13 protein-coding genes are annotated in these 11,923 nt (G+C 63.9%); 9 read left to right on the top strand and 4 right to left on the bottom strand.

Annotation, left to right across the window (positions count from 1 at the left end; translation table 11 throughout):
• Position 1 precedes the first annotated feature (1 nt).
• From P3T16_RS01925 to P3T16_RS01915, 3 genes are all read left to right on the top strand, one after another.
• Positions 2-1,531: an efflux transporter outer membrane subunit gene (locus P3T16_RS01925; protein ID WP_429340967.1), complete on the top strand. Its 1,530-nt coding sequence runs from the start codon at positions 2-4 to the stop codon at positions 1,529-1,531.
• Positions 1,532-1,654: 123 nt separating this feature from the next.
• On the top strand, positions 1,655-2,935 hold the full coding sequence (locus P3T16_RS01920) for an MFS transporter (RefSeq protein ID WP_429341058.1): 1,281 nt from the start codon (positions 1,655-1,657) through the stop codon (positions 2,933-2,935).
• Positions 2,936-3,264: 329 nt separating this feature from the next.
• Positions 3,265-3,450 carry a hypothetical protein gene (locus P3T16_RS01915; RefSeq protein WP_090534779.1) on the top strand — a complete coding sequence of 62 codons (186 nt, stop codon included), beginning with the start codon at positions 3,265-3,267 and terminating at the stop codon, positions 3,448-3,450.
• 137 nt (positions 3,451-3,587) lie between these two features.
• Here P3T16_RS01915 and mgrA read toward each other — a convergent pair whose 3' ends face one another.
• Entirely contained in the window at positions 3,588-4,631 is a 1,044-nt protein-coding gene (gene mgrA / locus P3T16_RS01910; RefSeq protein WP_429340966.1) for an L-glyceraldehyde 3-phosphate reductase, read from the bottom strand.
• 179 nt (positions 4,632-4,810) lie between these two features.
• On the opposite strand from mgrA, the gene P3T16_RS01905 reads away from it, so the two are divergent.
• Complete coding sequence (locus P3T16_RS01905; RefSeq protein WP_429255060.1) at positions 4,811-5,014, top strand: DUF3185 family protein; 204 nt, start codon at positions 4,811-4,813, stop codon at positions 5,012-5,014.
• Between the two features lie 49 nt (positions 5,015-5,063).
• Here P3T16_RS01905 and P3T16_RS01900 read toward each other — a convergent pair whose 3' ends face one another.
• A complete protein-coding gene (locus P3T16_RS01900) occupies positions 5,064-5,861 on the bottom strand; it encodes a phytanoyl-CoA dioxygenase family protein (RefSeq protein WP_429340965.1) in 798 nt (265 codons plus the stop codon).
• A 166-nt stretch (positions 5,862-6,027) separates the two neighbouring features.
• Positions 6,028-6,210: a hypothetical protein gene (locus tag P3T16_RS01895; protein WP_429340964.1), complete on the bottom strand. Its 183-nt coding sequence runs from the start codon at positions 6,208-6,210 to the stop codon at positions 6,028-6,030.
• A gap of 80 nt (positions 6,211-6,290) precedes the next feature.
• Between P3T16_RS01895 and P3T16_RS01890 the strand changes: the two genes are divergently transcribed.
• Positions 6,291-6,644: a hypothetical protein gene (locus P3T16_RS01890; protein WP_429255063.1), complete on the top strand. Its 354-nt coding sequence runs from the start codon at positions 6,291-6,293 to the stop codon at positions 6,642-6,644.
• Positions 6,645-6,855: 211 nt separating this feature from the next.
• On the opposite strand, the gene metK is transcribed toward P3T16_RS01890, so the two are convergent.
• Positions 6,856-8,043, bottom strand: a complete 1,188-nt coding sequence (gene metK, locus P3T16_RS01885) for a methionine adenosyltransferase (RefSeq protein WP_429255064.1) — start codon at positions 8,041-8,043, stop codon at positions 6,856-6,858.
• Positions 8,044-8,321: 278 nt separating this feature from the next.
• Between metK and P3T16_RS01880 the strand changes: the two genes are divergently transcribed.
• The 4 genes from P3T16_RS01880 (at position 8,322) to xerC (ending at position 11,884) form a co-directional block, all read left to right on the top strand.
• Positions 8,322-9,206, top strand: a complete 885-nt coding sequence (locus P3T16_RS01880; RefSeq protein WP_429340963.1) for a lipid A biosynthesis lauroyl acyltransferase — start codon at positions 8,322-8,324, stop codon at positions 9,204-9,206.
• A 97-nt stretch (positions 9,207-9,303) separates the two neighbouring features.
• Positions 9,304-10,170, top strand: a complete 867-nt coding sequence (gene dapF, locus P3T16_RS01875; RefSeq protein WP_429340962.1) for a diaminopimelate epimerase — start codon at positions 9,304-9,306, stop codon at positions 10,168-10,170.
• A gap of 59 nt (positions 10,171-10,229) precedes the next feature.
• Positions 10,230-10,946, top strand: a complete 717-nt coding sequence (locus P3T16_RS01870) for a DUF484 family protein (protein WP_429340961.1) — start codon at positions 10,230-10,232, stop codon at positions 10,944-10,946.
• 14 nt (positions 10,947-10,960) lie between these two features.
• Positions 10,961-11,884 carry a tyrosine recombinase XerC gene (xerC, locus tag P3T16_RS01865; RefSeq protein WP_429340960.1) on the top strand — a complete coding sequence of 308 codons (924 nt, stop codon included), beginning with the start codon at positions 10,961-10,963 and terminating at the stop codon, positions 11,882-11,884.
• Positions 11,885-11,923 lie beyond the last annotated feature (39 nt).

Here is an 11,923-nt window from a genome sequence, read left to right as displayed (position 1 = left end):
CATGCGACTTCACCGTTCACATCGTCGGCGCGGGCTGCGTCTTTCGCTTTCAGCGATCGCCGCCGCGTGCATGCTCGCGGGCTGCGCGGTGGGTCCGGACTATGTCAAACCCACCGCGACGAATGCCGCCGCGTATAAGGAACTCGAAGGCACCGGCTGGAAACCCGCGCAACCGGCCGATCTCGGCCCGCGCGGCGCGTGGTGGGAAGTCTATGGCGACAGCGAACTGAACGCGCTCGAAGCGCGCGTCGCGACCGAAAACCAGGACGTGCAGGCCGCGCAGGCGCGCTTCCGCGCGGCCCGCGCGACCGTCGCGCAGTTCCGCTCCAGTTTCTTCCCGACGGTGAGCGCCTCGGGCGATTATTCGCGGGCGCGTTCGTCAGCGAATGTGCTGCACAAGTCGACCGCCGGTCTCACGCTCAACGACTACGTCGTGCAGGCTGACGCGTCGTGGGAACCCGATCTGTGGGGTCGCATTTCGCGCAGCGTCGAAGGCGCAAAAGCGGGTGCGCAGGCAAGCGCCGCCGACGCGCAGTCTGCGTTGCTGTCGATAGAGGCGGAACTCGCCACCGATTACTTCGAGCTGCGCGGCATCGATCAGGAACATCAGCTGCTCGACAACACGATCAAGGCGTATCGCGACGCGCTCGATCTGACGCAACATCGGCGGGCGGGCGGTATTGCCACCGACGCCGATGTCGCGCAGGCGCAAACCCAGTTGCGCACGACCGAAGCGCAGGCAATCGATCTCGACGTGCAACGCGCGCAGCTTGAACACGCGATTGCGATTCTCGCGGGCCAGAGTCCGTCGACGTTCTCGCTGCCGGTCGAGCCGCTTGTCGCCGTGCCGGTCGTGGCGCCGACCGGCGTGCCTTCGACGCTGCTCGAACGTCGGCCCGATATCGCATCGGCGGAACGCCAGATGGCGCAGACGAACGCGCAGATCGGCGTCGCGACTGCGGCGTTCTTCCCGAATCTGGTTTTGTCGGTGACGGGCGGTCTTGAAGCGACAAACTACAGTTCATGGCTGATGGCACCGGCGCGCTTCTGGTCGCTTGGGCCGACGATCGCGGGCACGCTGCTCGATTTCGGCGGGCGCGCTGCGGTGAAGGAACAGGCACAGGCGCACTACGACGAAAGCGTCGCGAAGTACCGTCAGACGGTGCTGGGCGCATTCGGCGACGTCGAAGACAATCTCGCCGCTCTGCGTGTGCTCGAACAGGAAGCGCACGCGCAGGACGATGCGGTGACGGCCGCGGAACGCGCGCTTGCCGTGATCTCGAACCGCTACAAGAACGGCGCGATCACCTATCTCGACGTCGTCGTCGCACAGACGACGGCCCTCTCGAACGAACGTCAGGCGGTCGCCATCGCGCGCCGCCGGATGGCCGCGAGCGTCGCGCTGATCAAGGCACTCGGCGGCGGCTGGGACGCATCGCTGTTGCCCACCGACGAGCAGATCGTGCATCCCGACGCGCCGTCCGGTGCACCTTCGGGCGCGACTTCCGGCCAGGCTGCAACGCGCGGTTAGCGCCGCCACGACACGCGTCAGGCATTGCCCGGCTCGACCACGCCCCCAGCGCGATCGGGGTATCGTTGAGGCCTTTGCTTTTCGGGAGACCGCTTCGTGAACGCCTCACCGGAATCCGACCGGATGCCTGATCCGGCTGTTCCTTCACCGGCCCTGTCTCCGTCTTCATCGCCTTCGCCGGACAGTTCGCCCGAAAACGCTTCCGGCATCCCTTATCTGGAGCGCGGCACTCGCACCTACTGGCGCGCAAGTCTCGCGCTGCTGTTTGCCGGCTACGCCACGTTTTCGTTGCTCTACTGCGTGCAGCCGTTGCTCCCGGCGTTCTCGACGACCTTCGGCGTCAGCCCCGCGCAAAGCAGCTTTTCGCTCTCGCTGACGACGATCGCGCTCGCGTTCGCGATCTTCGTCGCGGGATTCGTGTCGGAAGGCTGGAGCCGGCACCGGTTGATGACCGCTTCGCTCACTGCATCGTCCGTGCTCACGCTGGCGGTTGCGTTCGCGCCGCAGTGGCATCAGCTGCTGGTGTTGCGGGCGCTCGAAGGGCTCGCGCTCGGCGGCGTGCCCGCCGTCGCGATGGCATACCTCGCTGAAGAAGTGCATCCGGACGGGCTCGGTCTCGCGATGGGTTTGTATGTCGGCGGCACGGCGATTGGCGGCATGGCCGGGCGCGTGATTACCGGCATCGTCGCGAATCTGTTCGGCTGGCGCGTGTCGATCGCGACGATCGGCCTGCTCGGCCTTCTGTCGATGCTCGCGTTTCGAACGCTGTTGCCGCCGTCGCGCCATTTCGTGCCGCGTCGCGGGCTGGGCTTTTCGCATCATCGCGCGGCGCTGGCGAGGCATTTCGCCACCTCCGGCCTGCCCGTGCTGTTCCTCATGGCTTTCGTGCTGATGGGCAGCTTCGTCACGCTGTACAACTACATCGGCTACCGGCTGCTCGCGCCGCCTTATCAACTGAGCCAGGCGGAGATCGGTGCGATCTTCGTCGTGTATCTGACGGGCGTGGTCGCATCGCCGTGGTCCGGACGCATGGCCGACACGTTTGGTCGCGGGCGAGTGCTGATCGCGAGCCTCGTGCTCATGCTGGTCGGTGTCGGGCTGACATTGCTGCATCCGGTTGCAGCGATCGCCGGCGGCATCGCGTGTCTGACCTTCGGGTTTTTCGCGGGACACGCGGTGGCGAGCGGCTGGGTCGGCCGGCTCGCGAAAGCGGCCAAAGGCCAGGCCGCCGCGCTGTATCTGCTCGCGTATTACCTGGGGTCGAGCGTCGTCGGTTCGTACGGCGGACATGTCTGGGCGACACACGGCTGGAACGGCGTTGTCACACTCGTCGCGCTGCTGTTGCTGTGCGGCATCGCAGCGGCTTACTGGCTTCGCACGCGTGAACGGAGCAGCCTCGCGTGAGCCGGGTTCGCGCTGGAAACCGGCAAACCTTCAGGCGCGGTGAACGCGGCTGAATGCTGCGTCGCGGCCTCTGGTAAACCACAACCGCGCTGGCGCTCCGAAAGATCCCTGTAAGTCGCCACTACGCTTTTCCGGCCCCGCTTTCAAACACTGGCTAATCACGCCGGGGCCCGCCGGTCGGGGCTCCGGCCATGCGCACCGCAACGCTGCAGCGCCGCATTCCGCCGCTACGCCGGTCAAACCGTCGCCTATACTCAAATCACGCGGCCGCGCCGCTTTCATCACAACTACAGCGGCCTCTCGTGCGAGCAGCATATAAGGAGACAAGCATGACGACCTACTTCACGATCGGTGATTTCATTCTGGTTATTCCGATGGCGCTAGCCGGCGCGCTCTTCCTTGGCGCGTGCCCGTGTGCAACCGAGTTCAGGCATAACGTCCTGCGCGTGCTGGGCGCGCTACTCGGGGTCGTCGTCGCCGTTCTGCTGGTCGAAGGTCTGCCTGCGCTGGTGTAGCGATCGGGGCGCCCGGATAGCGCCTGAATCGCGCGGGATAGCCGGATCGATCGAAGCAGGAACGCTTGCAACGCTTGTGAAAAAGCCGCCTCACGGCGGCTTTTCGTACCAGCTTGCCTGCCCGATCGTGACGTCGATCAGATGTGCTGATCGGTCGACGGCTTTTCCCACAGGTTGACGCCGCCTTCGGTCGCAAAGCGATCGATCTCGGCCAGTTCTTCCTTCGAAAACTCGAGGTTTTTCAGTGCGCCGGCATTCTCGCGCACCTGCTCCGGCTTGCTCGCGCCGATCAGCGCCGACGTCACGCGACCACCGCGCAGCGTCCACGCAAGCGCCATCTGCGCGAGGCTCTGTCCGCGACGTTGCGCGATGTCGTTCAGCTTGCGCACGTGATCGATGTTCTGCGCGCTCAGATGCTCCTGCTTCAGCGAATCGCCACCCGCCTTGTTGACCCGCGCGTCCTGCGGCACGCCGTTCAGATACTTGCTGGTCAAGAGGCCCTGGGCGAGCGGCGTAAACGCGATGCTGCCTGCGCCGATGCCGTCGAGCGTATCGAGCAGTTCATGCTCGACCCAGCGGTTCAGCATGTTGTACGCCGGCTGGTGAATCAGCAGCGGCACCTTGTATTCGCTCAGCAGCTTCGCCATTTCACGTGTCTTCGCCGGTGAATACGACGAAATGCCAATGTATAGCGCCTTGCCCTGCTGCACTGCCGTCGCGAGCGCGCTGGCGGTTTCTTCGAGCGGCGTGTCGGCGTCGAAACGATGCGAATAGAAAATATCGACGTAATCGAGGCCCATGCGCTGCAGGCTCTGATCGAGACTCGCGAGCACATACTTGCGCGAGCCGCCGCCCTGACCATACGGACCCGGCCACATGTCCCAGCCCGCCTTCGACGAGATCAGCAGTTCATCGCGATACGGCTTGAAGTCGTCCTTGAAATGGCGGCCGAAATTCGTTTCCGCGCTGCCGTACGGCGGCCCGTAGTTATTCGCCAGATCGAAGTGGGTAATGCCCAGATCGAACGCCGTGCGCAGGATGTCGCGCTGCGTCGAGAACGGCGTGGTATCGCCGAAGTTGTGCCACAGGCCGAGCGACAACGCCGGCAGCTTGAGCCCCGACTTGCCGCAAACACGGTATTGCATGTCCGAATAGCGTTCTGATGCTGCTTCATAGGCCATTGCTTGAATTCCCTGATAGAGACTGAAAAGGCGCGCGCTTTGACACGCGAGGCGCGGAACTATGTATGGTAGCCAATCGGTGCGTCGCTTGCATCGCCCCAGACTGCGGGACGAAGGATGGACGCCGCCGCGCCGCTCCCCTACACTGCGGCGACCATGTTTAACGATGAGGGATTTTCATGACCAGAGCGATCTCGTTCGCGTTGATCGTCGGCGGCGTGGTGCTGCTGTATTTCGGCGGCCAGTCGTTCAACTCGTTCAGCAACGACGTCTCACGCGTCTTCACCGGCGCACCGACCAACAAGACTATCTTCCTGATCGCCGGCGGCGTGGCCGCGACACTTGCCGGGCTCACCGGTCTCATCGTGTCGGGCAAACGCTAGGCGTGCAAACGATGGGCGGCTCGCAAACCGCCGCTCATCGTCATTGTGCTCAGAACGCGACTTCCGGCATCGACGCCGACCGCGATCCCGGCAAAGGCACATTGCTCGCGCCGTGGTACGTGAATACGAGTGAAAACTTCACGTCGTCGCTGATGTTCTTGCCCGCTGAATGCAGCGTGTTGCAGTGGAAGAACACAACGTCGCCGGTCTGCAATTCCGGTGAAATGGCCGTCTGGATCAGCGCCTGATTCTCGGGCAGATCGGAGCGGAAAAATTTCGCCTGATCGAAGCGGTCTGACGTGAACGGCACAGTATGCGACAGCGGTACGAACCACAGCGCGCCGTTATCCACCGTCTCCGGTCCGAGCGCGGCCCACACCGACACCAGATCGTCCCGCTCGAACGACCAGTACCGCGAATCGCGATGCCAGCCCGTCAGGCTGCCGTACGCCGGGTGCTTCGTCATCATGCAGTTGTGATGCGCGCGCGACAGGTGCGGCTCCTCGCCGAAATACAGCTCCATCCAGCCCCGGATCTCGGGCGCAGTCGCCCATTCGCGAAAGAGCGGATCGCGCTGGTACGCATCGAGCAGACGCCGCACGGTGTGGCCGCCCGGCGCGTATTTCGACTCGGGGGCGCCCGGATAGCGCAGATCGGCCTCGAACTCCAGCGGCGAGGTGGCCTCCTGCAACTGCCGCTCTGCAACCTGCTTCATCTGCCCGCAGCGCTCTGGGGTGAGCAGTCCGGGCACGACGACGAAGCCGCGGTCGCGCAGCTCCTGGACCTGCTCCTTTTTCGAATGAGGCAACTGATGCGACTGATGCGACTGATGCGACTGAACTGACATGGAGACATTCCGGGTCGGCTGGCTAATACCGGATTGTAAAACGTACCCGATCCGCCTGGGCGGCTCACCACGCGCTCCCCCTTGCAGACGATGCAGTGACGCGGTGCATCGCACGCCATCGGGGCAGCGTCTGCACGAAAATCGACCGCCACCGCGCGATCGCGGTTCATATCTGGCGTTTGAAACGACCCTTTTTCCAGGGGTAATCAAGGGTAAAAACCCGACTTCCTGGCGTCATGAATCGCGTGTAGCCTGCACGCATGTTGACCGCCAACCCCGCCTCCGCGGTGCGCGCGCGGCCTGCGATGGCTGCTGTCGCATCGATCCGCGCGCTTTCCGGTTTCTCCATCGACCCTGCTGGCATATTTGGTGCTGCTCTTAGCGCGCCTGCCACCGCCTGTTCGATGCTCCATTCATCTCGCTGAAACCATGCACACTTTATTGAGCACCGGTCTTACCCGCGCCGCGTTGAAAGCAGCGCGTCCCGCGCGCCGTCATGTCATGCGAGCGCTGCGCCATCATTCCGCGCGCACCCGCGCGCTCGCCGAACAATGGCGTGAAGCGAAGCCCGTCGACGGCATCCGTATGTGGTTTCATTCTTTCTTTGCCGCACTGCGCGTGAGTAGTGGCTCACATCGTTTCTCGCTGCGTACGCTGCTGCGCAAGCCGACGACGCTGCGCACGCTAAATGCGCGTCCAGCGGCTGTGGTTCGAAGCACGAGCCGTCGTCCGCGTCGCGTGTCGGTCACGAGCACGGGCTGGTTTGCGTTTGCGACGCGGTGAATCAGGCCGTGTGAGGCGTGAACCACACGAGGGCACGCCAGACGGCCACGCGCCGTAAAGCGTCTGCCTCACTTTTCGTGCCCTTTGCGTCGCCCGGCGTCTCTAACCACAGGCCGACGCCGCGCATTCGCGACGCACAATAAAAAAACCCCGCACGGCGCGAGCCGGCGGGGTTTTTTGCATGAAGCGCGAACTTCGTGCGCGACCGGAATCAGGCCAGCGCGGCAACCGGTTCGGTGCCAGCCGCTTCCGCGAGCGCGAGCGCCTTGTCGGTGGATTCCCACGAGAACTCCGGCTCTTCGCGGCCGAAGTGGCCGTAAGCAGCGGTCTTTTCGTAGATCGGACGCAGCAGGTCGAGCATCTGGACGATGCCTTTCGGACGCAGATCGAAGTGTTCCTGAACCAGACGCGTGATCATTGCGTCCGACACGCGGCCCGTGCCGAATGTGTTGACCATCACCGAAGTGGGCTTCGCAACGCCGATTGCGTACGACACCTGGATCAGGCAGCGCGACGCGAGGCCGGCAGCAACAATGTTCTTCGCGACGTAACGGCCGGCATAAGCTGCCGAACGGTCGACCTTCGACGGATCCTTGCCCGAGAACGCGCCGCCGCCGTGCGGTGCTGCGCCGCCGTACGTATCGACGATGATCTTGCGGCCCGTCAGACCGCAGTCGCCTTGCGGGCCGCCGATCACGAACCGGCCGGTCGGATTCACGAGGAACTTGATGTCGCCCTTGATCAGTTCAGCCGGCAGCGTCGGCTTGATGACTTCTTCGATCACGGCTTCGCGCAGCGTCGCGAGTTCGATGTCCGGTGCGTGCTGCGTGGACAGGACGACCGTATCGATCGAATGCGGCTTGCCGTCGACGTAACGCACGGTGACCTGCGACTTTGCGTCCGGACGCAGCCACGGCAGACGGCCGTCGCGGCGCAGATTGGCCTGGCGCTCGACGAGGCGGTGCGACAGGTGGATCGGCAACGGCATCAGTTCCGGCGTTTCGTCGCATGCGTAACCGAACATCAGGCCCTGGTCACCGGCGCCCTGATCGAGGTTGTTGTCGTGTGCGCGATCCACGCCCTGCGCGATGTCCGGCGACTGCTTGTCATACGCGACGAGCACCGCGCAGCCGCGGTAGTCGATGCCGTAATCCGTGTTGTCGTAGCCGATGCGCTTGATCGTTTCGCGCGCGACCTGGATGTAGTCGACGTTGGCCGTCGTGGTGATTTCGCCAGCCAGCACGACGAGACCGGTGTTGCACAGCGTTTCCGCTGCAACACGCGAGTATTTGTCCTGCTTCAGGATGGCGTCGAGAATCGCGTCCGAGATCTGGTCGGCGACCTTGTCCGGATGGCCTTCGGAAACCGATTCGGAGGTAAAAAAGTAATCGTTTGCCACGTTGCAGACTCCTGTTATGTGGTTACGGTTTGAGTTTCACGTAGCCAGCTTCGGGAGCCTGAAGCGGCGACGCTTTAGCGGATTTACAGACCGTCAGGCGCGCAAACATTGAGTTGGCGCCTGCCAGCTTCGCCCCGCAAGTTGTCTATTAACTCGGCGAAGCCCTTATTATAGCGACTTCTTTCAAATGTCACAGAGTACCCTCGCGTGATGTATTACGTCCTTTTTACTGATTTTCTGAAGGCCCTTCCGTGCTACGCCCCACATGGGGAAGCCGCATGCTGAGTCGCTATGGCACAAAGCTCGCCATCGGCCTGCTGAAATTATTCGCGCTGCTGCCGTACGGGTTCATCGCACGTCTTGGAGACGGCCTCGGCTGGCTGCTTTACCAGATCCCGAGCCGGCGCAAGCGTATCGTCCACATCAACCTCAAGCTGTGCTTCCCCGAATGGAGCGAGGCGCGCCGTGAAGATGTCGCACAGAAGCACTTCCGCCACGCAATCCGCAGCTATCTCGAACGCAGCGTTCAGTGGTTCGCCTCGGCGAAGAAGCTCGAGAAACTGGTGCAGGTCGACAGCGAAGTTGATCTCACCGACCCCGACATGCCGCCGACGCTGCTTCTGGGCTTTCACTTCGTGGGCATCGAGGCCGGCTCGATTTTCATCAACTACGCGCTGCAAAGGACCTGCGGTTCGCTCTATCAGCCGATGTCGAATCCGGAACTCGAAGCCGTCGCGAAAGCGGCGCGAGGCCGTTTCGGCGCCGAACTGGCGAGCCGCGCGGACAGCGCGCGCATCGTGCTGCGCTGGCTGCGCGACCTCAAACCGGTGATGCTCGGCGCCGACATGGACTATGGCATGCGCAATTCGACGTTCGTGCCCTTCTTTGGCGTGCCGGCGTGTACGCTCACCGCGGTAGGCCGGCTGGCCAAGGTCGGCCACGCGCAGGTGCTGCCGTTCATCGGCGAGGTGCTGCCGAACTACAAGGGCTATCGTCTGAAGGTATTCAAGCCGTGGGAAAATTACCCCACCGGCGACGACGATCTCGACGCGCGCCGCATGAACGCCTTCCTCGAAGAGCTGATTCCGAAGATGCCCGAACAGTATTACTGGTTGCACAAGCGCTTCAAGACGCGTCCGCCGGGCGAGCCGGGCGTTTATTGAATCCTGCCAGCGGCATGACGCGTCGCACACCTGGCCGGATGGCTAACGCAGCAATTGCCATCGACGCGCGCGCACGCGCGTCCCTTACAATAGTGGGATGAAACTCAAATTCACCAAAATGCACGGCGCGGGCAATGACTTCGTCGTGCTCGACGGCTACACGCAACCTGTCACGCTGACAGAGGCGCAGGTGCGCGCGCTCGCCGACCGTCATTTCGGCATCGGCGCGGATCAACTGCTGCTCGTTGAACGGCCCACGGTGGAAGGCGTCGATTTCCGTTATCGGATCTTCAATTGCGATGGCGGCGAAGTCGAGCATTGCGGCAATGGCGCGCGCTGCTTCGTGAAATTCGTGCGCGACGCGCACCTCACGGAAAAGCGCACGGTGCGCGTAGAGGTGCAGAACGGCTTCGCCACGTTGACGATGCAGGACAACGGCGAGGTATCCGCCGATATGGGCAGCCCGGTGTTCGAGCCGTCGCGCGTGCCATTCGATGCCACTGGCCTCGAAGGCCGTCGCGAAGGCAACGACACGCTCTGGCCGCTCGACGTGAACGGCACGACGCGTGAGATTTCGGTGGTGTCGATGGGCAACCCGCACGCGGTGCAGATCGTCGATGACGTCGAAGCCTTTGCCGTCGGCGTCGATGGCCCGGTGATCGAAAAACATCCGCGTTTTCCGCAGAAGGTGAACGCCGGCTTCATGCAGATCGTCGCGCGCAACGAGATCAAACTGCGCGTCTACGAGCGCGGCGCGGGCGAAACGCTCGCGTGCGGCACGGGCGCGTGCGCGGCCGTTGCGGCCGGCATTCGTCGTGGGCTGCTCGATTCGCCCGTCACGGTGCACACGCATGGCGGCGTGCTGACCATCACATGGAACGGCGCCCGGGATGAGCGCGCGCCGCTCCTGATGGCCGGACCGGCCACGACCGTGTTCGAAGGCGAGATCGAACTGGCCGACTAGCTGCAAACAGAATCCATAATCAACAACACCACGCCCCGCGCATCTCTTAAGCCGAAACCATGAACGATCGCGAAGTCGCCGAATACCTGCTTGCCAACCCTGATTTTTTCGCCGAACACGCGGAAATGCTCGCGACCATCCGCCTGGCGAATCCGCACGGGAAAGCGGCTGTGTCGCTGCAGGAACGGCAGATGGAAATGCTGCGCGACAAGAATAAACACCTCGAACGGCGTCTCGCTGAACTGCTGCGTTACGGTCACGAAAACGACAGCATCGCCGCGAAATTCAGCCGCTGGACAACGCGCGTGATGTCCGAACGCGATCCGCACGCGCTGCCGCGCACGATCTCGAACGGCCTGCGCGACATTTTCGACGTACCGCAGGCGGCACTGCGCGTGTGGGACGTCGCCGAGCCGTACGCGCACGCGGAATTCGCGCGGCATGTCGGCGAGGAAGTGCGCATTTTCGCCAACAGTCTCGCCACGCCGTATTGCGGCGCAAATACCGGTTTCGAGGCGGCGCAGTGGCTCGCACCTGCGGTCGCGGCAGTGCCGGATGAGGGCGTTTCAGGTGAGGAACCCGCCGCCGCAACCACCGGCTCGATTGCGCTGCTCGCGCTGCGCGACCCGGAAGCAGCCGCGGACGCCAGCGTGTTCGGTCTGCTCGTGATGGGCTCACCGGACACGCGACGCTTTCACGACGGCATGGCCACCGACTTCCTCACGCAGATCGGCGCACTCGCCAGTGCGGCGCTGAGCCGTCTGCTGCCGCGCTGACACCAGCCAGCCACGTGAACCTCGCCGATCCCGTCGCCGCGTATCTCTCAAGCCTCGAGCATGAGCGACGGCTGTCGGCGCACACGCTGCGCGGCTACACGCACGAACTCGACGAACTGAAGAAGCTCGCGAACGGCCGTCCGTTCGAGCAGCTCACCGCAACCGATATCCGCGGCGCAGTCGCAAGGGCGCACGCAGGCGGGTTGTCGGCGCGATCGATCGGGCATCGGCTTTCGTCGTGGCGGGCGTTTTATCGCTGGCTCGCCGGGCGCATCGATCTGCCGGTGAATCCGGTCGCGACCGTGCGTGCGCCGAAGCAGGCGAAAACGCTGCCAAAAGCGCTTTCCGTTGACGACGCCCACACGCTGATGGAAGCGCCCACCGCCGGCACCGCCGAAGGCTTGCGCAATCACGCGATGCTGGAACTGTTCTACTCGTCGGGGTTGCGGCTGTCGGAACTGGTCGGGCTGGACGTCGCGTTCGCCGACGTCGACGGCTATCGATCGGCAGGCTGGTTCAAACTCGACGCGACCGAAGTCGAGGTGCTCGGCAAGGGCAACCGGCGTCGCGTCGTGCCGGTCGGCGCGAAGGCGCTAGACGCACTGCGCGCCTGGATCGCGGTGCGCGGCGAGTTCGTCAAGCACGATCCGCATCCGCTGTTTCTTTCCGCGCGCGGCAACCGGATGTCGCCGAACGTCGTGCGCGACCGCGTGAAGCGCGCCGCGATGCTGGCTGGCATTCCGGCGAATGTGCATCCGCACGTGTTGCGTCACTCGTTCGCCACGCACGTGCTGCAATCGAGCGGCGACCTGCGTGCCGTGCAGGAACTGCTGGGTCACGCGAGCATCACCGCGACCCAGGTGTACACGGCGCTCGATTTCCAGCATCTGGCGCGGGTCTACGATCAGGCGCATCCGCGCGCGAAAAAGCGCGACTAGGACCCACTCTCTCCGGCGCCTGCACTGCGGCGCGCAGCC

The sequence above is a fragment of the Paraburkholderia sp. GAS42 genome (assembly GCF_050436565.1).
GTDB lineage: Bacteria > Pseudomonadota > Gammaproteobacteria > Burkholderiales > Burkholderiaceae > Paraburkholderia.
This window is presented reverse-complemented; position numbering and strand designations above follow the sequence as displayed.

Excerpts from the sequence above, each read along its gene's own strand:
- P3T16_RS01895 (WP_429340964.1), bottom strand. The coding sequence starts at position 6,210 with ATGGAGAAACCGGAAAGCGCGCGGATCGATGCGACAGCAGCCATCGCA.
- P3T16_RS01880 (WP_429340963.1), top strand. The coding sequence starts at position 8,322 with ATGCTGAGTCGCTATGGCACAAAGCTCGCCATCGGCCTGCTGAAATTA.
- P3T16_RS01870 (WP_429340961.1), top strand. The coding sequence starts at position 10,230 with ATGAACGATCGCGAAGTCGCCGAATACCTGCTTGCCAACCCTGATTTT.
- P3T16_RS01925 (WP_429340967.1), top strand. The coding sequence starts at position 2 with ATGCGACTTCACCGTTCACATCGTCGGCGCGGGCTGCGTCTTTCGCTT.
- P3T16_RS01905 (WP_429255060.1), top strand. The coding sequence starts at position 4,811 with ATGACCAGAGCGATCTCGTTCGCGTTGATCGTCGGCGGCGTGGTGCTG.
- P3T16_RS01915 (WP_090534779.1), top strand. The coding sequence starts at position 3,265 with ATGACGACCTACTTCACGATCGGTGATTTCATTCTGGTTATTCCGATG.
- mgrA (WP_429340966.1), bottom strand. The coding sequence starts at position 4,631 with ATGGCCTATGAAGCAGCATCAGAACGCTATTCGGACATGCAATACCGT.
- P3T16_RS01900 (WP_429340965.1), bottom strand. The coding sequence starts at position 5,861 with ATGTCAGTTCAGTCGCATCAGTCGCATCAGTCGCATCAGTTGCCTCAT.
- P3T16_RS01920 (WP_429341058.1), top strand. The coding sequence starts at position 1,655 with ATGCCTGATCCGGCTGTTCCTTCACCGGCCCTGTCTCCGTCTTCATCG.
- dapF (WP_429340962.1), top strand. The coding sequence starts at position 9,304 with ATGAAACTCAAATTCACCAAAATGCACGGCGCGGGCAATGACTTCGTC.
- P3T16_RS01890 (WP_429255063.1), top strand. The coding sequence starts at position 6,291 with ATGCACACTTTATTGAGCACCGGTCTTACCCGCGCCGCGTTGAAAGCA.